At 43.8% G+C, this 21,865-nt stretch carries 20 protein-coding genes; 14 read left to right on the forward strand and 6 right to left on the reverse strand.

Annotation, left to right across the window (positions count from 1 at the left end):
* Positions 1-64 precede the first annotated feature (64 nt).
* From DTQ70_RS10940 to ffh, 5 genes are all read right to left on the reverse strand, one after another.
* A complete protein-coding gene (locus DTQ70_RS10940) occupies positions 65-3,184 on the reverse strand; it encodes a two-component regulator propeller domain-containing protein (RefSeq protein ID WP_164489968.1) in 3,120 nt (1,039 codons plus the stop codon).
* 71 nt (positions 3,185-3,255) lie between these two features.
* A complete protein-coding gene (locus tag DTQ70_RS10945) occupies positions 3,256-4,164 on the reverse strand; it encodes an LD-carboxypeptidase (RefSeq protein ID WP_122930834.1) in 909 nt (302 codons plus the stop codon).
* A 46-nt stretch (positions 4,165-4,210) separates the two neighbouring features.
* Positions 4,211-4,741, reverse strand: a complete 531-nt coding sequence (locus DTQ70_RS10950) for an NADH-quinone oxidoreductase subunit J (protein WP_122930835.1) — start codon at positions 4,739-4,741, stop codon at positions 4,211-4,213.
* Between the two features lie 6 nt (positions 4,742-4,747).
* Complete coding sequence (locus DTQ70_RS10955) at positions 4,748-5,236, reverse strand: hypothetical protein (RefSeq protein WP_122930836.1); 489 nt, start codon at positions 5,234-5,236, stop codon at positions 4,748-4,750.
* Between the two features lie 12 nt (positions 5,237-5,248).
* Complete coding sequence (gene ffh, locus DTQ70_RS10960) at positions 5,249-6,562, reverse strand: signal recognition particle protein (protein WP_122930837.1); 1,314 nt, start codon at positions 6,560-6,562, stop codon at positions 5,249-5,251.
* Positions 6,563-6,706: 144 nt separating this feature from the next.
* Between ffh and DTQ70_RS10965 the strand changes: the two genes are divergently transcribed.
* The 12 genes from DTQ70_RS10965 (at position 6,707) to DTQ70_RS11020 (ending at position 18,290) form a co-directional block, all read left to right on the forward strand.
* Complete coding sequence (locus tag DTQ70_RS10965) at positions 6,707-8,872, forward strand: sialate O-acetylesterase (RefSeq protein WP_164489969.1); 2,166 nt, start codon at positions 6,707-6,709, stop codon at positions 8,870-8,872.
* A 142-nt stretch (positions 8,873-9,014) separates the two neighbouring features.
* Complete coding sequence (locus DTQ70_RS10970) at positions 9,015-9,389, forward strand: NADH-quinone oxidoreductase subunit A (RefSeq protein ID WP_122930839.1); 375 nt, start codon at positions 9,015-9,017, stop codon at positions 9,387-9,389.
* An 18-nt stretch (positions 9,390-9,407) separates the two neighbouring features.
* Positions 9,408-9,953, forward strand: coding sequence for an NADH-quinone oxidoreductase subunit B (locus tag DTQ70_RS10975; RefSeq protein ID WP_028526557.1), 546 nt, complete (start codon positions 9,408-9,410; stop codon positions 9,951-9,953).
* Positions 9,954-9,977: 24 nt separating this feature from the next.
* A complete protein-coding gene (locus DTQ70_RS10980) occupies positions 9,978-10,481 on the forward strand; it encodes an NADH-quinone oxidoreductase subunit C (RefSeq protein ID WP_122930840.1) in 504 nt (167 codons plus the stop codon).
* A gap of 18 nt (positions 10,482-10,499) precedes the next feature.
* Positions 10,500-11,732, forward strand: a complete 1,233-nt coding sequence (locus tag DTQ70_RS10985) for an NADH-quinone oxidoreductase subunit D (protein WP_122930841.1) — start codon at positions 10,500-10,502, stop codon at positions 11,730-11,732.
* 12 nt (positions 11,733-11,744) lie between these two features.
* Positions 11,745-12,245, forward strand: a complete 501-nt coding sequence (gene nuoE / locus DTQ70_RS10990) for an NAD(P)H-dependent oxidoreductase subunit E (protein ID WP_122930842.1) — start codon at positions 11,745-11,747, stop codon at positions 12,243-12,245.
* 22 nt (positions 12,246-12,267) lie between these two features.
* A complete protein-coding gene (nuoF, locus tag DTQ70_RS10995) occupies positions 12,268-13,608 on the forward strand; it encodes an NADH-quinone oxidoreductase subunit NuoF (protein WP_122930843.1) in 1,341 nt (446 codons plus the stop codon).
* A 35-nt stretch (positions 13,609-13,643) separates the two neighbouring features.
* Positions 13,644-14,753, forward strand: a complete 1,110-nt coding sequence (locus DTQ70_RS11000; protein ID WP_122930844.1) for a 2Fe-2S iron-sulfur cluster-binding protein — start codon at positions 13,644-13,646, stop codon at positions 14,751-14,753.
* 18 nt (positions 14,754-14,771) lie between these two features.
* Positions 14,772-15,875, forward strand: a complete 1,104-nt coding sequence (nuoH, locus tag DTQ70_RS11005; protein WP_122930845.1) for an NADH-quinone oxidoreductase subunit NuoH — start codon at positions 14,772-14,774, stop codon at positions 15,873-15,875.
* 70 nt (positions 15,876-15,945) lie between these two features.
* Entirely contained in the window at positions 15,946-16,524 is a 579-nt protein-coding gene (locus tag DTQ70_RS11010; RefSeq protein WP_122930846.1) for an NADH-quinone oxidoreductase subunit I, read from the forward strand.
* 12 nt (positions 16,525-16,536) lie between these two features.
* On the forward strand, positions 16,537-17,082 hold the full coding sequence (locus DTQ70_RS11015; RefSeq protein WP_122930847.1) for an NADH-quinone oxidoreductase subunit J: 546 nt from the start codon (positions 16,537-16,539) through the stop codon (positions 17,080-17,082).
* Between the two features lie 11 nt (positions 17,083-17,093).
* The gene (locus DTQ70_RS11020; RefSeq protein ID WP_122930848.1) at positions 17,094-18,290 is read left to right on the forward strand and encodes an anhydro-N-acetylmuramic acid kinase; all 1,197 of its coding nucleotides are present in this window, start codon (positions 17,094-17,096) and stop codon (positions 18,288-18,290) included.
* Positions 18,291-18,335: 45 nt separating this feature from the next.
* Here the strand turns inward: DTQ70_RS11020 and DTQ70_RS11025 are convergent, their stop codons facing one another.
* Complete coding sequence (locus DTQ70_RS11025) at positions 18,336-19,592, reverse strand: aspartyl protease family protein (RefSeq protein WP_122930849.1); 1,257 nt, start codon at positions 19,590-19,592, stop codon at positions 18,336-18,338.
* A 247-nt stretch (positions 19,593-19,839) separates the two neighbouring features.
* On the opposite strand from DTQ70_RS11025, the gene tpiA reads away from it, so the two are divergent.
* Both tpiA and DTQ70_RS11035 read left to right on the forward strand, forming a co-directional pair.
* Positions 19,840-20,604, forward strand: coding sequence for a triose-phosphate isomerase (gene tpiA / locus DTQ70_RS11030; RefSeq protein WP_122930850.1), 765 nt, complete (start codon positions 19,840-19,842; stop codon positions 20,602-20,604).
* An 81-nt stretch (positions 20,605-20,685) separates the two neighbouring features.
* On the forward strand, positions 20,686-21,777 hold the full coding sequence (locus DTQ70_RS11035; RefSeq protein WP_122930851.1) for a hypothetical protein: 1,092 nt from the start codon (positions 20,686-20,688) through the stop codon (positions 21,775-21,777).
* Positions 21,778-21,865: the final 88 nt, after the last annotated feature.

Genomic DNA, 21,865 nt, shown 5'->3' on the forward strand with positions numbered 1-21,865 from the left:
ACAACCATGTAAGAAATATAAGACCATATAAGTAATTATAAATCAGCTAAATATCTCAACTTTATTAGTTTTCTCTAAATGACTCCCACCATTTACGAAGTGATTCAATGACTTGTTTTACGTCCAGAAGCGACAATTCGGGGCGTTTTGAGGTCATGGGGATTTGAATAAAAACGGCATTGCCCTCCCCTACTTTGGGTGTCCAGACAATTTGTCCCCGCAAAACGGCCACCCTCGATTCGATATTCCCAATGCCAAGCCCTTGCTTTGCCTTGGCATAATCAAATCCTTTGCCATCGTCAAAATAATCAAAATGAATGATATCTTCATCTTGATGCGCACGAATGGTAATCTTCTTACAATCAGCGTGTTTTAGACTATTGTTCATTAATTCTTGAGTGATTCGGTACAAGCCTGTCTCAATTTCGGTAGGCAAACGTTCGGGCAGCCGAGAGGCATCCATTTCTACACCTACCACTCCCGATTGACTGATTTTTCGAACCAACTCTTCAATGGCCGCTGCATAGCCGTATTGTTCTAATACCCTCGGACTTAGCTCACGCAGCATCCGTCGAATGTCCACAATGGAGTCATTGATTATCTCCAATGTTTTACTTTTTATCTCCTGACTTTCAGGCTTTTTAGACAAATATTTTGTCATCGTGGACGCGTATAACTTGAGTGTCGCAAGTCTTGCTCCCACCTCATCGTGCAGATCTTGGGCGATTTGTTTACGTTCTTGTTCCTGCGCATCCAAGGCAATTCGTAGTCTTTCTTGTTCTTTTTCTTTCAAACGAACCAGTCGATTTTTCCCTGCCACAAAAGCCACATAACCAAACAAACCCGTACAAACAAAATAGAACCACCAAGTTTGCCAAAACGGTGGCTGTACCCGAATAAAAAGTTTCTTTTCGTCGTCACTCCACAATCCATCACGGTTCGAAGCCTTTACCCGAAACACATAATGACCTGGTGCCAGGTTAGCATAACGGACGTAGTTTTTGTTACCACTGCGTACCCAATCATTGTCTTGCCCCTCCAGCCTATATTTGTATTCATTTCGGCCATTACTGTAAAAATCAATGGCCGCAAATTCCAACGAAAAAGTATTTTGGGAATAGGGTAAAGAAACGGCATCGGTTTCATTAATTTGTTTTTCCAATGGGAAGGCTGCTTCATTCACACTGAAATTGTACAAATGAACACTAGGTTTAAAGGATAATTTCCGCATTCGTTCGGGATAAAAACTATTAAATCCTTTTACCCCCCCAAAATATATTTCTCCTTCACTGGTTTCCAAAAAAGCATTGCCGTTATACTCGTATCCCTGAATGCCGTCAGCTACGTCAAAATTTCGGAACTGGTTTGTTTGTTGATCAAAGTGCGAAATACCGTGATTTGTACTGAGCCACAAGTCTCTTTTTTTGTCGATAATTATCCCATAAATATACGAATTGGCAAGGCCATTGCGGTCGTTATAAAAGCGATACATCCTATTTTTAGGATTCAGTTCGAGCAGCCCTTTCTCCGTACCAACCCAAAGCTTCCTACGAATTGTATCTTCACGTATTACATTGATATTGAAGTACTTCATCCCATAATACACCTGTTTCCATTGGTTGTTTTGGTAACGGAAGCCGTACAACCCATCAAAATAAGACGACACCCAAATAGTACTATCTTTGGCTTGAAATACTGAAAACACATTTCGGTTTTTTAGCATGGGTGGGCGCGAAAACGTTGCCTTTTGGACATTAAAAATCCACGGCCCTTGCGGAGTTCCGAGTAAAAATAAGCTATCAGAAAGTTCAGTAATATTTCGCGTATAGTTGTTTCGAGAAGGGTTTTTATCAAACTGAAAAAGCGTAAATTTTTCCGCCTTTGGGTCAAAATACATAATGCCGCCATAAGTGCCCAGCCACATTCGATTATGGCTGTCTCGAAGCAATGACTTGATAAAATTTAACGAAGGAATGGTTGGCATCGCTGCCTTCGTCAGGTATCGCTTGATGATGGTGCGATTTTGGGGATGATACACGTTCAGACTACCTTCGGTGCCCACCCACACGTTTCCATCGGGGCTTTGAGCAAAGCACCGAACCGAAAAATTATCCAAACGCCTTTCATCTGGCGAATCGGGGGTATCGGTTACTTTTCGCAAAACAGAAGCATTCGGAATCACTTTTAAAAGCCCATCGGGGTCAACATTCGCCCAAATAATCCCTCTACTGTCAACGTAAATACGGGTAATCTCGTAGTTGTCTAATTTTCGGGGCGTGACCAATGGCAACGACAAAGGTTGCAGAGTCAATTTGGCAGGGTTCAAAATCCAAAAACCATTTCGTTGGGTTCCAATCCACAATTTTTTATTGATGCCCTCAGCAATGCTATACACTGCCCCAATCGGCTTCCCTTCCGCCGAATTATCAAAAAACTGAAAAGTTGTATAGGTATTGTCAATACGAATGACGCCATTTAACGACCCCAGCCAAACCGTGTTTTTGGCATCAACGTACAAACAGATGATATTAAGTGGAGTTCCGAGTTCGTTATTGGGAGATTGACTAAAATAATAATGGTATTTTTTTTCTTTAATATTATACCTAACCACCCCTTTGTCACCCACCATCCAAACATCCCCCGCAGGTGTACGTGTAGTCCAATCTATATAGTCAAAATCCTGAGAAATAAATACCTCTGGTGCAATCACCCGATGGGTTTTGGTCTTGAAATGATAAGCCAACATTCCTTCTCCTTCTCTGATATACCAAAGTTCGTCTTGATCGGCATAAAACGGCGCTGTTCGCTTTTTGATACCCGCATGTTTTTTGTCAACGATGAGGGTAAAATGCTCTGTCGAACGTTCATAACAATTCAACCCCTCCTCGGTACCTAGCCAAATATTTCCACGGCGATCTTCGACAATGCCTGCAATATTTACCCCATGAAGCGTATTAGAGTTGTTGGGGTCTGGTTTATATACCTTAAATGAATGTCCATCGTAGCGGTTCAAACCATCTTGCGTACCAAACCACATAAAACCCCGCGAGTCCTTGAGCATGTGATAAGGTGAGCCTTGTGAAAGCCCTCTTTCTACCCCAATATGTTCTACCCGATAATCCTGTGCAAACAAGCATCGGCTTACCAACTGAATTCCTAAAAAGAAGAGGAATAATCTATACACTTACCTGGGAGTTTAGGCCATAACTTACTCTGTCAAAAGGCAGAGATAAGGCAAGTTACAGAAAAATATACTTAGGAGTCAAAACACAAGCGAGTATTTTCGGACGTCACTTCCAGCAGCGCTTTTCGTCCGACTACCATGGCACGATTATCGGGGACGTGTCCAACGGGAAAATCAAAGGCGACGGGATAATCAAATTCTTGCACGTAGTCACTGATAATTTCGAAGTGATTTTTACCAAAAGAAGCAGATTCGTTGTCTTTGAGGTCGGTAAATTGCCCCACGACGATGCCCGCCAGTTGATCTAGCTTACGTGCTCGTTTCAATTGCACCATCATGCGGTCGAGGTTGTAATAGTATTCTTCTACATCTTCGATAAATAAAATTTTACCGCGTGTGTCTATCTCAGAACGTGACCCTAACAGATGTGCTAAAAGGCATAAATTACCACCCACTACTGTTGCCGCTGCGTTGCCATTTCGGTTGTACGGATGGGCAGGCACAACATACGTAAGTGGCTCTCCCCAAAGTGCTTTATGCAGCGATTCAAGCGCATTTTCAGCGTCTTCTTGGCCAAATAACTTGGGCATAGTAGCGTGCAAACTCTCAAAACCAAGGCGATGCAAGTGGCAGTGTACGGCCGTAATATCACTAAAACCTACCAGCCATTTGGGCGATTTTTTAAACTTTTGAAAACGGAGGGTATCAATAATTTTTGAACTACCATAACCACCTCTCGCCGAAAATATAGCCTTTATGCTAGAATCATCAAGCATTTGTTGTAAGTCTTGGCGTCGCTCCTCGTCGGTTCCTGCAAACTGGTTGTAATGAGAATAGAGGGTCTGACCTTCAACGACCTCAAGCCCCCAGTCTTCACGCAAAATACGCAACCCCTCTTCCAATGATGGGTACGACACCTTACTGGCCATCGCCAATACCCCGACTCGGTCTCCAGCTCGTAAAAAAGATGGTCTTATCACGTAAAATCGAACTTCTTTAAATTCAAAAAATCATATTTTAATTTTCCTATTTCTCTCGCATAACGGCCAAATAGGTAGCGCCAATCAGGGCCATGAGTAACAAAATACCTATTACTTCAAAAGCCCAAACGTGGGTTGTCATTAGGTGAATCCCAAACTGACGTAGGGTTGTACTTCTAACGGCTGGGTCAATCACATCGTCAGGGCCGTGTAGAATAAGAAAATTGGCATGAACAATCAACCAAAATAAGCCGCCAAAAATGGCCAACGCCACCACTGTTCCCCAAAAATGGTTTACGTGAGTCGTCAGGACAATATTCGCCTGTTGGCTATCCGTTCGGTCGGCTCGGTGCGTCAGCATGACTCCAAAAATGAGAAGTATCAACACCCCACCTACGTAAATGAGCAATTGAGCCACTGCCAAAAAATCGGCTCCTGCCAAGACAAACAGCGCCGCAACCCCCAATAAGGCAATAAACAAACTCAAAGCGGCATACATCACATTGCGGGTGAAGAGTATCGTAAGGGCTGCCCCCACCGCAAGTGCTGAAAATCCATAAAATGCAATTTCTTCCATTCTCCGCTATTTTTTTCCAAAGGTGTAAATCAGCCCAAAATTACTTTTTAGAATCCCTGACTCAAACTTTCGCTCGACGTAAGGGGCAATTTCCAAAGCAATTTTTACTTGGGGCACTGTTTTAAAGGGCGAAACGCGCGTTCCAATATTAAGCGAATAGCCTTCCACTACATTTTTTGTTTGATTGGCCAAAACGCCAATAAAATTAAATCGTACACCGCCACCTGCATAAAATTGAGCAGCGCTTGTTTGTTTAAAATTAAACAAAGGCAACACCTCCGTACTGAGGCTTCCAAACAACGTGTTGGTTTGTAGGCGAGCATCCAGCCAAAAAACTTTGGCGGGGTTTGTACTCACCGAAATCAGGCCATTCCAAGGGTAGTACCCTACCGATTGGGCTTTCACTTGACTCATTCCCAAGAATAAGCCTAAAAAAAGCCCCGTTCGGAGCAAAGTCCGAGCGGGGGTTAATGGTTGGTTCTGCGTTAAAAACATTTGAAAATGGTTTTATCTCATTTTAAGTTTACCCATTTTTTCCATTGTATTCATCTTTTTCATCATTTTGCGCATTTCGTCAAATTGCTTCAAAAGATTATTTACTTGCTGTAAAGATGTACCACTACCTGTTGCAATACGTTTCTTACGGCTATTGTCAATCATGTCTGGGTTTTCGCGTTCTTTCGGAGTCATTGACTGGATGATGGCCTCAATCGGTTTGAAAGAATCGTTGTCAATATCCATATCTTTCACGGCACTTCCCATACCTGGAATCATCCCCAACAAATCTTTGACGTTACCCATCTTTTTGATTTGTTGTAATTGTCCCAAGAAGTCGTTGAAATCGAACTTATTTTGACGCATTTTGGCGTTCAAACGCTTTGCTTCGTCTTCATCAAAGGCTTGCTGAGCACGTTCTACCAACGAAAGTACGTCCCCCATTCCCAAAATACGGCTCGCCATACGATCAGGGTGGAAACTATCGAGGGCTTCCATTTTCTCGCCCGTTGAGATAAACTTAATCGGTTTATCTACAATTTGGCGAATTGAAAGCGCCGCTCCCCCGCGGGCATCACCGTCTAATTTGGTAAGCACAACCCCGTCAAAGTTCAAGCGTTCGTTGAACGTTTTGGCCGTGTTTACCGCATCTTGCCCCGTCATTGAGTCAACGACGAACAAAATTTCGGAAGGTTTTAGGGCTGCTTTGATATTTTCAACCTCACGCATCATGACCTCGTCAACGGCCAAACGACCCGCTGTATCGACAATCACGATTTTCTTGCCCGACTTTTTGGCGTGTGCAATGGCGTTTTGGGCAATTTCTACTGCGTTTTTATTTTCTGGCTCGGCAAAAACTTCCACGCCAATTTGCTCGCCAAGTACTTTCAGCTGGTCAATCGCCGCAGGACGGTAAATATCACAGGCCGCTAACAACACCTGACGCCCTTGGCGCTTGAGTAAGCTGGCTAATTTACCCGAAAACGTGGTTTTACCCGAACCCTGAAGACCCGCAATTAAAATTACGGCAGGATCACCTTTGGTATTAATACCTTCGGCATGTCCACCCATCAATTCGGTCAACTCCTCGTGGACAATTTTTACGAACATTTGCCCAGGCTCTACCGCAATCAGAATCTTCTGATCCAAGGCTTTATCCTTGATTTTATCCGTAATTTCTTTGGCAACTTTGAAGTTAACGTCGGCGTCCACCAAGGCACGGCGCACCTCTTTAATCGTGGCGGCTACGTTAATATCCGTAATTCTGTCTTTCCCCTTGAGGGTTCGAATGGCTTTGTTTAATTTATCCTGTAAGCTTTCAAACATAGTAAACGCAAATAAAATGAGGCCGCAAATTTAGTGAAACAAGTCTGGAAACCATAATAACTTTGAATAGCAGTGTGAAAAGTAGTGTGATAATTTTAAATTTGCGCCGCAAAAAACTTAAAAATCAAAACGTCCGTCATGATTATGCAGAGAAGAACAACTACTTACTGGCGCTGGCTGAATGTGTTACTGATTGTGTTTATGACAGTAGGTACGTTGATGGCCCAAGTCAAAATTACTTTTCCCGTCGAAAGAGCCATTTTTCAGCGTAACAACGCCAACCAAGCAGTTATCTCTATTGGCGGCTACTATACCCAAGCGGTTGACCGCATCGAAGCACGACTAGTGCCTGTACTTGCAGGACAAGGCCAAGCTACTGATTGGACTACCATTCAATCAAATCCCAGTGGAGGTACGTTTTTAGGTACTTTGACTGGCCGAGGCGGTTGGTACACTTTAGAAGTAAGAGCATTTTATGGCCCTAACCAAATAGGTCGTGATGCGATTAGTCGCGTGGGGGTTGGGGAAGTATTTTTGATTGCAGGCCAATCCAACGCCCAAGGTTTTTTTAATTTTGGCGGACCAGCAGCTTCTGATGACCGAGTCAATGCCGTGACATGGGATAACCAAAATTCGGATAAAACCAACAACCCAACCCTTACATTTGCACAGGTTACAGCCAATATGGTTATTGGCCCACGGGGTCGTAGTGCTTGGTGCTGGGGGGCATTGGGCGATTTACTCGTCAGAAAGCTAAATGTTCCAGTGATGTTTATGAACGCCTCTTGGTTTGACACTTCTACCCAAAACTGGTTAGATGCCGCCAATGGCAAGCCCGTTGAAAGCCGAGTACCAGGCGTTTTCTTACCACCAGGTATGCCTTATGCCAACCTCAAAGCATCACTCCAATATTATGGTTCTATCCTAGGATTACGGGCTGTTTTATGGTTGCAAGGAGAAAACGATGCCGCCGCCCGTGTAACAAAAGCAGCTTACCAAAATTCACTACAAGGCTTAGTAAACGTTGCTCGCATAGAGCAAGGAGAAGTCTTATCTTCACTCCCATGGGTATTGTCACGCACGTCTCGCTATGCCTTCAACAGCGCTTCGTTTGTATCTCAAGATGTGATTGAGGCACAAACAGCCGTCATAAACATTCCATTCAATAAATGCTACGGTGGGCCTTTCACCGATAATATTCAAGTACCTCGCCCAGCTAAAAACCCAGTAAATGGTGAAGACGATTATGTACACTTTCAAGGTCAAGGTCTAGCTGAGGTAGCTCGTGCGTGGGATAACTCGCTTCCTCCAAGCTTTTTTGCGACGGTAGTACCTGTCATGGCTCGGCAACTTCTACCCATCAGTATCTCTTGTAACACCCCTGCTGTTAGCTTTAATGCAAAAGCGCCTAATGGATTTTCTTCTTACACTTGGAGTACGGGCGAAACTACCCAAATCATTACGGTAAAGGGAGCAGGTACGTATCAAGTTACGATGAAAGATAACGCTGGGAATACCTACCTAACTGCTCCCATTACAGTGACGGAAAACGTTGAACCACCTGTTCCAACCATCACCCCAAGTGGTGAACAAGTGATTTGTGCCGATTCTTCAATCTTACTTTCAGTCAATGTATCGCCAGTCAATACAGTAACATGGAGTAACTCTTTTGAAGGAAGAACTATTTCCGTTAGAAACCCAGGTCAATACACGGCTAGAATTTCAAACATTTATGGATGTACTTCGTCCAATTCAGCACCCGTGACCATCAAAACCATCAGTATGAAAGCCCCAACTGTCATCCAATCGGGGCCTTACAGCGTACAGGCGGCTGTCGATTCGACGATTTATTCGTTTGCTGACTCAAAGGTTTCGGACATTTCTTGGGATTGGCAACAAGGTAGCAGAACATTGCCCAACAAACAATCTGCCATCAAAACAACGTCCATTGGTGCATTTAGTGCCCGTTCTCGGGTAACGTTTGTGTCTTCGGCAGGTGGAAGTTCACGTACGTGTGTATCTCCTTTTTCATCAGAAATAACCGTTCGTCCCGCTGGTGAGGAAGAAGGTTTAATTATTTATCCGAATCCAAGTCGTCATGGAAAAATTGCCATTGAAACCTTCCAAGACTTGACAAATGTGCAGATAACCGTAGCACATATTTCGGGTCAAGTGGTTTACCGTGAGAAACTTCCTGTGTTGGACATCCGTAAAGTAGTGGATTTGTCGCACCTCCCAGATGGCGAATATATTTTCAAAGTTTCGTCCACCACGCTCAACGATTCACGACGAATTATTATAGATTATTGATATTTTCGGGGCTTCTGTGGTGTACAGAAGCCTTTCTTATTAATTTTACAGCGCCGTTCAAAAACCAAAGCCCTAACATTTGGTTTACTTAACGGACATTCCTAATTTTGAGTATTAAGTTAATCTGCATTAACCAATCCCCATACGAATGAATTATTTACCTTCAGACTACCTACCTATCCTCATTCAACTAGGCTTGGCATTGGCCTTCATCGTGGTGACCATGCTAGTAACCCACTCGATTGGCCCAAAGCGAAACAGCGAGCGTAAAGACGAAGCTTTTGAATGTGGTATCGAATCAAAAGGAGATGCGCGTACTCCTATTTCCATCAAGTATTTTCTAGTAGCTATTCTTTTCGTCTTGTTTGACGTGGAGGTTATTTTTATGTACCCTTGGGCGGTCAATTTCCAAAAATTAGGGTCGCTAGGATTTGTAGAAATGATTTTATTCATGGGCTTGCTTTTGGCTGGCTTTTACTACATCATCCGTAAAGGTGTTTTAGACTGGGAAAAATAACAACGATAACCATCAATTATGGCAACTGATATAAAAATAGTAGAAGCCCCTGAAGGATTCGAAGGTTCGGGCTTCTTCGCTACCTCGTTTGATAAAGTAGTAGGTTTGGCCCGTAGCCACTCGTTGTGGCCATTGCCGTTTGCGACGTCTTGCTGCGGAATTGAGTTTATGTCCACCATGGCTTCGCGTTATGACTTGGCTCGTTTTGGTTCAGAGCGTCCTAGTTTTTCACCTCGCCAAGCTGACATGTTGCTGGTTGCAGGAACTATTGCTAAGAAAATGGCCCCTGTCTTAAAACAAGTTTACCTTCAAATGGCCGAACCTCGTTGGGTCATTGCCATTGGGGCTTGTGCTTCAAGTGGTGGTGTTTTTGATACATACAGCGTTTTGCAGGGTATCGACCGCGTTATTCCTGTGGATGTATATGTACCAGGTTGCCCTCCTCGCCCTGAGCAAATTTTGGAAGGCATCATGCAAGTACGTGAACTTACCCACAACGAATCACTCCGCCGTCGTAATGGTGCCGAGTATCAAGCACTTTTGGCATCGTATAACATTCAGTAATCATCGATTTTATCATTGAGACTTATGCTCAACAATCAATCAGTAGCAGAAGAAATCGTCAAGAAATTTGGGGATGATGTATATGATTTTGAAGAGCCATTTGGGTTGCTCACGTTGACTACCACGCGTGAGCAGATTATTCCAATGCTCGAATACCTCAAAAATCACTCAGAATTTAAAATTGGCTTTCTAACAGATATTACTGGGGTACATTTTCCTGACACCACCCCCGCCACCGAATACTGTGTGGTATATCACTTGCACAGTTTTATTCACAATTTTCGGGTACGTATTAAGGTCTTTTTGGCAGAAGCCGATTTGCACATTCCAACGGCTTCCGAAGTATATGCAAGCGCCAATTGGATGGAACGCGAAACGTTTGACTTCTTCGGAATCATCTTCGATGGCCACCCTAATCTGGTTCGTATCCTGAACATGGAAGAAATGGATTACCATCCAATGCGCCGCGAGTATCCGTTGGAAGACGCTACTCGTGAAGATAAAATTGATGCTCTTTTTGGAAGATAATTTTAAGTAAAACAAGAAATGACCGAAGCTAACATTGCCAAAAAAAATAGCGGTACTCTGGTCAAAGACGAACCAATACAGTACGTCAATGAACTGACTACCCTTAACCTTGGCCCTACCCACCCCGCCACACACGGTATTTTCCAAAACGTGTTGACGATGGATGGTGAAAAAATCATTGCTGGGGAACAAACAGTCGGGTATATCCACCGTGCTTTTGAAAAAATTGCCGAGCGTCGTCCGTTTTACCAAATTACGACCCTCACCGACCGCATGAACTACTGCTCGTCGCCTATCAATAACATGGGATGGCACATGACGGTAGAAAAACTCCTCGGCGTTGAGGTTCCGAAACGGGCTCAATACATCCGTGTTATTATGATGGAATTGGCACGTATTGCTGACCACATCGTTTGTAACGGTATCTTGGGTGTTGACACGGGAGCATTTACGGGCTTTTTGTATATCTACGAGTACCGTGAAAAAATCTACGAAATTTACGAAGAAATGTGTGGGGCGCGGCTGACAACCAACATGGGGCGCGTTGGTGGAATGGAGCGCGATTTGTCGAAAGAAGCCATTCGCAAAATCAATGACTTTTTAACGACTTTTCCTCCTATTTTAAAAGAGTTTGAGCGTCTGTTCAATCGTAACCGTATTTTTATGGATCGTACAATTGGCGTGGGGGGTATCTCCGCAGAACGTGCGATGAGTTACGGTTTCACAGGGCCCAACCTTCGTGCCGCTGGAGTTGATTATGATGTACGCGTCATGAATCCTTATTCTTCTTACGAAGATTTTAAATTTGATATTCCTGTTGGACAGCACGGTGATACTTACGATCGCTTTATGGTTCGTAACGAAGAAATCTGGCAAAGTTTGAGCATCATTGAACAAGCTTTGAAAAATCTGCCAGAGGGGCCTCATTTTGCTGATGCTCCCGAATACTATTTACCTCCAAAACAGGAAGTATATCGAAGCATGGAAGCGCTCATCTATCACTTCAAAATTGTGATGGGTGAAATCGACGCTCCCGTTGGCGAGGTGTATCATGCCGTTGAAGGCGGAAACGGAGAACTTGGATTCTACTTAATCAGCGATGGTGGACGCACGCCTTACCGTTTGCACTTCCGTCGTCCGTGTTTTATTTATTATCAGGCTTATCCTGAAATGTGCGTTGGTAGCACCATCTCAGATGCTATCGTGACCATGAGTAGTCTTAACGTAATTGCAGGTGAGTTGGATGCTTAATCGACTTTGAAAATGACTGAAACTACACATACCGTTGCTTTTACTACCGAGCGTCTAGCCAAAGCCAAAGAAATCATAGCTCGCTATCCAGAAGGTAAACAAAAATCTGCCCTTTTGCCTTTGCTTCACCTTGCCCAAGAACAATACGGCTGGGTAAGCCCTGAGGTGATGGATTATGTGGCTGGATTACTCAATATTTTGCCCATTGAAGTTTATGAGGTGGCTTCGTTTTATACCATGTTTCACCTTGACCCCGTTGGCAAACACGTCATTGAGTATTGCCGCACAGGTCCTTGCTGTCTCATGGGCGGTGAAGATGTTTATGGATACCTCAAAACAAAATTGGGAATTGATACGGGCGAAACCACACCTGATGGTAAATTTACCATCAAAGAAGTGGAATGCTTAGCTGCCTGCGGTTGGGGGCCTGTCTTCCAAGTTCGTGAAAAATATTACATGAACCTGACCAATGAGAAGATTGACGAAATCATTGACGAATTAAGCAAAGACTAAAAGACATTTCATCGATATTACTATGCCAGTAAAAATTCTTACCGAACACATAAATGTTCCCGGTATCGACACCTTCGAAGTCTATCGTAAGATGGGCGGTTATACTGCGGTAGAAAAGGCATTGAAAAAAATGACTCCCGACGAAATCGTTGAGGAAGTCAAAAAATCAGGTGTCAGAGGACGCGGTGGAGCAGGTTTCCCAATGGGAATGAAGTGGAGCTTTTTGGCTAAACCAGAAGGAGTGCCACGCTACTTGGTCTGCAACGCCGATGAGTCAGAACCTGGTACTTTCAAAGACCACTACTTAATGAAAAACAACCCTCACTTGTTGATTGAGGGAATGATTGTTTCAAGTTTTGCGCTTGGTGCCAACAAATCCTTCATTTATGTACGTGGTGAATTGATGTACGTCATTCACATCCTCGAAAGAGCCATTGAAGAAGCAAAAGCTGCGGGCTTTTTAGGGAAAAATATTTTGGGAACTGGCTATGACCTTGAATTGGTCGTTCAACCAGGCGGTGGTGCTTACATCTGCGGAGAAGAAACGGCCCTTCTTGAATCATTAGAAGGAAAACGTGGCAATCCGCGCAACAAACCACCGTTCCCTGCTGTTAAAGGGCTTTACCAATGCCCCACGGTGGTTAATAACGTGGAATCTATCTCAAATACACCTTGGATTGTCAACAATGGTGGTGAAGCTTATGCTGCACTTGGGGTAGGTCGTAGCACAGGAACAAAACTTATTTCGGTTTCTGGCCACGTCAACAAACCTGGGGTTTATGAAATTCCATTAGGTATTACAGTGGAAGACTTTATCTATGCCGACGAGTGGTGCGGTGGGATTCGCCCTGGTCACCACCTCAAAGCGGTGGTAGCAGGAGGTTCTTCTGTGCCTATTTTGCCTGCTAACCTTATCCTAACGCTGGCCAATGGAGACAAACGTTTGATGACGTATGAATCATTGTCAGACGGAGGTTTTGCCACAGGTACCATGCTGGGGTCAGGTGGGTTTATCGTCATGGATGAAACTACTTGTATCGTTCGCAATACCTTGACCTTTGCCCGTTTCTACCATCACGAGTCGTGCGGCCAATGTTCGCCTTGTCGCGAAGGAACTGGCTGGATGGACAAAGTACTCGACCGCATCGAACACGGCAAAGGAAACATGCGTGACATTGACTTGTTGGTGGACGTAGCCAAGAAAATTGAAGGAAACACCATCTGTCCATTAGGAGATGCAGCAGCTTGGCCAATAGCGGCGGCAATTCGTCACTTCCGTCATGAATTTGAATGGCACGTGACCCATCCGCTCGAAGCAACAAAACCCGGTGCAGTGTACCGTGGTGAAATGGAATTAGTTTAAGAGATTGAAGTTTGATTCTGAACTACGAATAATACATGGAAACTACTGCACCGCAGTTATTCAAAATAACGTTTGACGGTATCGAAATCGAAGTGCCGCCTGGAACGACCATCATGCAAGCGGCCCGTAAAATCGCCGAAGCCGATCCTACAAAAATGCACCTTGCTCCGCCAGCTATGTGCTACTATGAGCCATTGAAGGGTTCGGGGGGGAAATGCCGTGCTTGCTTGGTAAAAGTATCCGCAGGGTCAGCCAAAGACCCGCGCCCTATGCCTAAGTTGGTACCTTCGTGTATTACGGCCGTGCAAGACGGTATGATTGTTGAAAACACGACCAACGAGGCCGTGGTAGAAACCCGCAAGGGAATCGTGGAGTTTTTGCTCCTCAACCACCCACTCGATTGCCCAGTGTGCGACCAAGCAGGCGAATGTCACCTTCAAGATTTTGCTTTTGAACATGGCCGTGTTCAGACACGCTACGAAGAAGACCGCCGTACGTTTGAAAAGCAGGACATTGGGCCGTATGTTCAATTACACATGACGCGCTGTATTTTGTGCTATCGTTGTGTATTTACTGCTGACCAAATCACCAACAAACGTGTACACGGGGTGATGAACCGTGGCGACCATGCCGAAATTAGTACCTACATCGAAAAAGCCATTGATAATGATTTCTCAGGAAACGTTATTGATGTTTGCCCAGTAGGTGCATTGACTGATAAAACCTACCGCTTCAAAAACCGTGTTTGGTTCACCAAGCCAGTAGATGCACACTGTGATTGTGAAAAATGTAGTGGCAAAGTGACGTTGTGGTACCGTGGAGATGAAGTAATTCGCGTTACTGCGCGCAAAAACGAATGGGGAGAAGTTAAAGACTTCATTTGTAACACTTGCCGTTTTGAACGTAAAAAGACCAGTGACTGGACCATCGAAGGCCCAATGAAAGTGGCGCGTTACTCGGTGATTATGGCCAATAAATACCGCGCTGACTTGAAAAAACCTGAATTTGGTTTGAAAGTAGCGGCCTCGCAATACAAACAAATTGATGATTCTCGCCCGTTTGTCACTGACAACAACACCATTCGGGAACTGAGTAAAGAAAATAACGCGAAAGCCAATCAACGTTCATTGGCCGAGAACAACTAAAAAACAGTCACTTCGATTATGGCTTTTTCAATAGACGCAGCTTTTATCATCAAGGCAATTATAATATTACTCATTTTTGCCATTACCCTGTTGATAGCAACTTACTCCACTTATGCAGAACGCAAGGTGGCAGCTTTTATTCAAGACCGTATTGGCCCCGACCGTGCAGGTCCGTTCGGGTTATTGCAACCCATCGCTGATGCCGTTAAAATGTTCTTTAAAGAGGATTTCATTCCATCAAATGCCAGCAAATGGCTGTTTATTTTAGGCCCGTGTCTTTCCATGCTTACCGCATTAATGACCAGCGCGGTTATTCCGTTTGGTGACAGCATTAAGTACGAAGCCGCCCCTGGTAAGGTTTGGGACGTGGCCGTACAAGCCATCGACGTTAACATTGGTATTCTTTATGTGTTTGGCGTCGTTTCGCTTGGTGTTTATGGAATCATGGTGGGTGGCTGGGCTTCCAACAATAAATTCTCACTTTTGGGCGCGATTCGTGCGGCTTCGCAAAACATCAGTTACGAAATCTCAATGGGTTTGGCTATTGTTGCCATTTTGATGATGACAGGGTCACTTTCTATCCGTCATATCGTAGAACAACAACACGGCGGAAATTGGAATATTTTCTATCAACCATTGGGTTTTGTTATTTTCATAACATGTGCGTTTGCCGAGTGTAACCGTACTCCTTTTGACCTTCCAGAGTGCGAAACGGAACTCATTGGTGGTTATCACACTGAGTATAGTTCAATGAAACTAGGCTTCTACCTCTTTGCGGAATACATTAATATGTTTGTTTCATCCGCAATGATTGCCAGTCTTTATTTTGGTGGATACAATTACCCAGGTATGGATTGGGTACAAGCTAAATTGATTGCTGCAACGGGAGAAATTACTGGTCACAACCTTGCTACATTGGTAGGTACGTTGGTTTTCTTTGGTAAATCATTGTTCTTTGTATTCTTCTACATGTGGGTACGTTGGACATTGCCTCGCTTCCGTTACGACCAACTAATGAACCTTGGCTGGAAAGGACTCATCCCATTGGCCATTGTCAACATCATCTTGACGGGTGGTGCCATTTTGTACTTGAAACCATTAGTAGTTTCACTTTTGAAATAGCTTACAAGTGTTACAGCTTACTAATTATCACCCTGTAAACTGTAAACTAGGAACTGTAAACCTTTGAGTTATGCAACTTACGAATCGTTCAAAACAAGTTAGTAATAAAGAAATGACTTTTGCAGAGAAGATTTATCTTCCTGCCATTGTCACAGGTCTAGGGATTACGATTAAGCACTTTTTCCAGAAAAAAGTAACCATCAAATATCCCGAAGTTAAAAAGAATCTTGGCCCCGTATTTCGCGGGCGTCATGTCCTCAAACGCGACGACCAAGGCCGCGAACGCTGTACTGCCTGCGGTTTGTGCGCCGTAGCCTGTCCTGCTGAGGCTATTTCAATGGTGGCTTCAGAACGCCAAAAAGGAGAAGAAAATCTTTATCGTGAGGAGAAATACGCTGCCGTATATGAAATCAACATGCTACGTTGCATTTTCTGCGGCTTGTGCGAAGAAGCTTGTCCGAAACAAGCAATTTACCTTCGTCACGATGAGTTTGTGCCCGTATTTACCGAACGTGATCAAGTGATTTGGGGAAAAGACAAGTTGGCCGAAAATATGAACAACCGTTATTTGCGCACCGCTTGGACCAAAGAAGAAGCGCACGAACACAACTTGAAAGGTATCGTAGCACAACCAAGAACACAACTGTAAACTACCTTAATGATGGACTTTTCAACTTTTATTAATAACCTTACCCCCGCCGCAATCTTTTTCTACGTACTTTCGTTTTTGACGATTTTGTGCGGGCTAATGGTCGTTTTAGCAAGAAACCCAATCCATAGCGTGCTTTTTTTGATTGGCACTTTCTTTTGTTTATCAGGACATTATGTACTTCTAAACGCCCAATTCCTAGCTGCTGTTAATATCATCGTTTATGCAGGGGCTATCATGGTACTTTTCTTATTTGTCATTATGTTCTTGAACTTGCGTCAAGAAGACGAAGAATCGAAAACCAATTTAGTCAAAATCGCGGCAACCATTGTGGGTGGAACCCTCGGGGTTATCATGGTCGGTGTGTTGCGTAAATCACAATTTGGCTCTTACAACCCTTACGAATTTAATTCGCAAGTGGGGATGGTAGAAAGCCTCGGAAATGTACTTTACAACGATTATTTACTTCCTTTTGAATTAGCGTCGGTATTGTTCCTCATTGCCATGGTAGGTGCCGTGATGTTGGGACGCCGCGAGGCTGGTGATAGACATTTTTAATCGACAGGCGAATGAATGCAAACCTCAGAAAATTAGTTGAGATTGCACAAAAGCCAACGCGACGAATCATAGGGCTCATGTCTGGGACATCCATGGATGGTTTAGACATAGCCCTATGTCGTTTTAGTGGGCATGGTGCAAATACAACGCTTACCCTCGAAAAATTCGACACCATTGCTTTTGGTGATGACATCAAAGATGAAATTCGTCGGGTTTTTGCCAAAAAAGAAATTGATTTCCAACACCTTTGTCTCCTCAATCCGTGGGTGGGAAATTTGCACGGAAAACTCGTGCTGGATTGTTTGAAGAAATGGCAAATAGCCCCCCAAGACATTGATGTTGTCGCCAGTCACGGGCAAACGGTTTTTCATGCCCCAAAAATTTTGCATCGGCTAGATAAATACCCCAACGCTACGCTTCAAATTGGCGATGGAGACCATATCGCCGTAACGACGGGCATTATAACTGTAAGCGATTTTCGGCAAAAACACTGCGCGGCAGGTGGCGAAGGTGCGCCTCTAGCAGTTTATGGCGACTATTTTATTTTTTCCAAAAAAGACGAAAACCGCATCATGCTCAATATGGGTGGAATTGCTAATTTCACCTATCTCCCAGGCACGCTCGATGCCCAAGAGGTGTTTGTTACGGACACGGGACCAGGTAATACCCTCATCGACGCATTTATGCGTAAGTTCTTTAACCTGCCCTACGACAAAGATGGAAAAGTTGCCCTGAGTGGTCATGTCAATCAGTCTTTGTTAGACGCGTTGAAAAAAGATGCCTTTTTTAAAGGACCATTTCCCAAAACAACAGGGCCTGAATTATTCAGTTTGGATTATGTCCGAATCGCTCAGCAACGTAGCAATACCACCTCACTTTCACCCGAAGATTTAGTGGCAACACTTACCCAATTTTCGGCAGAAACCATCGCTGAAGCCATTTTAAAGGTATTCCAACAAGGCCAAAATTACCATCTCTATTTGAGTGGAGGTGGAATGCACAACCCAGCCCTCATTGATGCTCTTCGGAAGCTATTGCCTGATTTTCCAATGGAAGCAACCGATTCTTTAGGTATTTCAGGAGATGCAAAAGAAGCTGTATTGTTTGCAATACTTGCCAACGAAATGCTTTGTGGCGATACTGTTGATTTTGGCACACGTGAAGGTGTTCCGAGTGTATCCATGGGAAAAATCTCTTTCCCAAATTAGGACTTGGCCTTTGTTAAAGTCTTGAACTTTGACAAAGGCCAAGGCTTAAATCATTCTTTTCAACTGAAATTTGGCAAAATGAATGACCCCTTTGCGACGAACTAGCATCGCAATTTCTTTGCCCTCCCCTTTTTGAAGAAGTTTGTATATTTCACTGATAATCAAATCATCGGCTGATTTATTATTGATAAAAAGGAGCTCGTCGCCTTCCTGTAAGCCCGCGTCCCAAGCAGGTGACGCTTCAACCACTTTATCAATAATATAGTCTTTAAAATCTTGGCCTTGGGCGCGAAACTCAATTCCACTCATATCGTGTTCAAAAGTTTCTTTCAAACGACGTTTGACGGGTTTGAGTACAATATACCGATCAGCATAATTGAACGTCACTTTAAAACGTCTTAAAAGCTCACAACCAATATTTCCTTGACGTTCGTGACGACTGGCAAACTTCATTCCAAACGATACACTATCAGGAAACGACGCCAAAACATTGTCTAGTTCGTATTTGCCAAAACGTACTTTATCGATTCGGCCAAGATTACCATTTATGACACCGTTTAATCCTCTCCCAAGCTGCGCCCGAAGCACTTTTTCTGGAAGCCTGATTTGGTTATCAGCATGTTTGTCAATCAACAAGGCATGGCCAGCACCCGTATCAATCACCACCCTAATGGGGAGTTCTTGCCCATTGTCCACCAGCGCAATAACGTCGGCATAAGGCTTGGTATCTTCTACTACTATCGGATAGCGATCGCCGTGACGGCTGCGGTATTTGTAACTTCCAGGCTTTGTCAATAGCAACTCTTTATTAACAAAATCAATCGTTACCACAAAATTGTTAAACACTTCATAGCCAAAAATACCATCTATTGGAATCCCCACGTATTCCGACAGCCGAAGCACATCTTGTTCTAAAACAACGATATTCTGATACGTAGCTTTCATTTTCCCCATTTCAAGGGTATTACCAATGGCGACCGAAGCCGTCAACGACTCTCCTTCTCCCGCCCCAGTTAAGACCACTTTACGGGTAAATTTCAGTTTTTCCCTTTTCAAAGAATTAGGATTGGTAATAATCACCGAACTTACTCCCGTATCGAGAATAAAGTGGAGAGTATCTGAACCGTTGATGTGAACTGGTACAACGATTAGATTAGCGTGCATTTCAAAAGGGATGCGGGTAAACTTCATATTACCCTGCAGGAAGAAGCCAAATTTGTCTTCTTTTTTTTGGCCTCGCTGGGCCAAAAGTGAAAGTGGCAAACAACAGGCTATTGCGAAAGATAAAAACCACCGTCTCATTGTCGTGCCGAAAAAAGGTAGGCTGTTAGTAAAGTTATGCAATTTTCTTTGAAAAACAAAAAATATACTCCAAAAAGTGCCGTTTTGAATTAACTTATTCTTCTTAACTTCGCATCGAGTTTAATTGTTTTAGAAGGTTTGAGGCGGATTCTTTGGCAATTTGGGGTAAGCTCAATGAATTATTGCCAAATACCTCCAAAAATCGAAATAAAATTACTCCCAAAAACTTTTAAAAATCACCCATCCAATGAGAAAAAAAATTGTAGCTGGTAACTGGAAAATGAACAAATCGCTCGAAGAAGCGCTGAGCCTTACGTCGGAAGTAGTAAATATGGTACGTGACGAGGTTCGTGGCGACGTTGAAGTCGTATTGTGTACGCCTTACATTTACTTGCCAGTTTTGCAGAAATATGTACAAGAAGTAGATCGCATTTCCCTCGGAGCCCAAAACTGCCACCACAAGGCATCTGGCGCTTTCACTGGCGAAATTTCGGCATCAATGCTTTCGGCGATTGAGGTTCCATACGTAATTATCGGCCACAGCGAACGTCGTCAGTACTTTGGAGAAACGGATACGTTAATAGCAGAAAAAGTAAAAATTGCTTTAGAAAACGGCTTGAAGCCCATCTTCTGCTGCGGTGAGTTGTTGGAACAACGCCAAAACGAAGACTTCATCGCCATCGTTAAAGACCAAATCACGGCAGCTTTGTTTGATTTATCAGCTGAAGATTTTGGCAAAGTTGTTATTGCCTATGAGCCTGTGTGGGCCATTGGTACGGGCTTGACAGCCTCTTCTGCCCAAGCGCAGGAAATGCACGCTGCATTACGCGCGCACATTGCTGAGAAATTTGGCGCCCAAGTAGCAGACGACACCACCATTTTGTACGGTGGAAGCTGCAATGAAAAAAATGCCGATGAACTTTTTGCTTGTCCCGACGTTGATGGAGGTTTGATTGGTGGTGCTTCGCTCAAGTCAAGAGAGTTCACCAACATTATCAAATCGCGCATGTAATTTGTTTCGATAACATTCAAAACGCAACGGAGAAACCGAGATGCAGCCTGTAGCTCTGTTTCTCCGTCTTTTTTTACACGTATGAAAAAGTTGACTCTTTATGCTTTAGGGCTATTGGCTTTTGTCAGTTGCCAGCGCCCCGCAAGTCGTTCTATTACGGGTGCGAGTATTATCAAAGAAGGCTTTATTGATTGTTTTCAAGCAGGACTTCAAGCCTCAGGCCGTGAGCTTTGGTGCGAAGCTTCTGCCGTTTTGTACGATGGCCAAAACCTCACCCTTGCCAACGACAAAGACATGCCAAACAACGACGCTGCGGTATTTTATTGGGCTTATTCTGAAACCGATATGTTTGCCCATAACCCAACGTATTTGACTCAAAACCTACTCAAAACTAGCCAGAAATACGAAGATTTTGCCCTTGCACCGAATCGTTCATTGGCTTTTTTAAGCACGGGTTTTGATCGTGTCAAAGAGGGAAGCAACGAATGGGATGGCTACAATGCGCTTCTTTATTGGAAAGTTGGTGCCGATCCAAAAAACATTCAGCCCAAAGCTGCGCACTTGGTGGCGGGTGAAAAGTTCTCCATGAGTCTTCGTACTGCTTTGTCGAAAGCCCTCCGCTCCACCGATTTTCCTGACGGAATGCCTTATTTTAAAGTGGAAGGGTTTGCGGCTACGAACGACAAATTATACTTTGGAATCCGTGAAGAAGGGAAAAAATACGATGATTTTAAGTACAAAGCCAAAATACTTACTGTTTCCTATCGCTTCGCCAATGATTCTTTGATGGTTTCCAATAATTTTGACACATTGGCTGACATTGATATTGCAAGCTTAGAACCTAGTTTACCAAAACCATTGGCACTTTCGTGCATCGAATACGATGCAAAACGCCAGATTTTTTGGGTACTTACTTCGATGGAAAGTGAAACACAGGGAAATAGCGCTTATTTATGGTGGGCAACCGAAGCGGACTTGAAAGCTAATAAACTAACATTGGTCAAAGACCGCACAAGTGGCCAACCTCTCAAGTTTACCCACAAAGCAGAAGACCTCACGCCTGTTGGGTCAAACACGTTGTTTGTCATTCATGACGATGACCGCAATCGCAGCAAAATTGGCGATCAAACCCGCCAACCTCATCAAGCTGCCTATTCAATTGTGGCGTTTTAATGGGTTTACTCCTCAAAAATTAAAGTTCATCCTCCAAAAGAGTGGCTTAATCTGAAAGCGGTAGGGTTCGCCCCTACCGCTTTTTATT

Origin of the sequence: Runella sp. SP2, from assembly GCF_003711225.1 — a bacterium.
Classification (GTDB): domain Bacteria; phylum Bacteroidota; class Bacteroidia; order Cytophagales; family Spirosomataceae; genus Runella.

Excerpts from the sequence above, each read along its gene's own strand:
- nuoF (WP_122930843.1), top strand. The coding sequence starts at position 12,268 with ATGCCAGTAAAAATTCTTACCGAACACATAAATGTTCCCGGTATCGAC.
- DTQ70_RS10985 (WP_122930841.1), top strand. The coding sequence starts at position 10,500 with ATGACCGAAGCTAACATTGCCAAAAAAAATAGCGGTACTCTGGTCAAA.
- DTQ70_RS10980 (WP_122930840.1), top strand. The coding sequence starts at position 9,978 with ATGCTCAACAATCAATCAGTAGCAGAAGAAATCGTCAAGAAATTTGGG.
- DTQ70_RS10950 (WP_122930835.1), bottom strand. The coding sequence starts at position 4,741 with ATGGAAGAAATTGCATTTTATGGATTTTCAGCACTTGCGGTGGGGGCA.
- nuoE (WP_122930842.1), top strand. The coding sequence starts at position 11,745 with ATGACTGAAACTACACATACCGTTGCTTTTACTACCGAGCGTCTAGCC.
- nuoH (WP_122930845.1), top strand. The coding sequence starts at position 14,772 with ATGGCTTTTTCAATAGACGCAGCTTTTATCATCAAGGCAATTATAATA.
- ffh (WP_122930837.1), bottom strand. The coding sequence starts at position 6,562 with ATGTTTGAAAGCTTACAGGATAAATTAAACAAAGCCATTCGAACCCTC.
- tpiA (WP_122930850.1), top strand. The coding sequence starts at position 19,840 with ATGAGAAAAAAAATTGTAGCTGGTAACTGGAAAATGAACAAATCGCTC.
- DTQ70_RS11035 (WP_122930851.1), top strand. The coding sequence starts at position 20,686 with ATGAAAAAGTTGACTCTTTATGCTTTAGGGCTATTGGCTTTTGTCAGT.
- DTQ70_RS10955 (WP_122930836.1), bottom strand. The coding sequence starts at position 5,236 with ATGTTTTTAACGCAGAACCAACCATTAACCCCCGCTCGGACTTTGCTC.
- DTQ70_RS11000 (WP_122930844.1), top strand. The coding sequence starts at position 13,644 with ATGGAAACTACTGCACCGCAGTTATTCAAAATAACGTTTGACGGTATC.
- DTQ70_RS11025 (WP_122930849.1), bottom strand. The coding sequence starts at position 19,592 with ATGAGACGGTGGTTTTTATCTTTCGCAATAGCCTGTTGTTTGCCACTT.
- DTQ70_RS10975 (WP_028526557.1), top strand. The coding sequence starts at position 9,408 with ATGGCAACTGATATAAAAATAGTAGAAGCCCCTGAAGGATTCGAAGGT.
- DTQ70_RS11010 (WP_122930846.1), top strand. The coding sequence starts at position 15,946 with ATGCAACTTACGAATCGTTCAAAACAAGTTAGTAATAAAGAAATGACT.
- DTQ70_RS10965 (WP_164489969.1), top strand. The coding sequence starts at position 6,707 with ATGCAGAGAAGAACAACTACTTACTGGCGCTGGCTGAATGTGTTACTG.
- DTQ70_RS11015 (WP_122930847.1), top strand. The coding sequence starts at position 16,537 with ATGGACTTTTCAACTTTTATTAATAACCTTACCCCCGCCGCAATCTTT.
- DTQ70_RS11020 (WP_122930848.1), top strand. The coding sequence starts at position 17,094 with ATGAATGCAAACCTCAGAAAATTAGTTGAGATTGCACAAAAGCCAACG.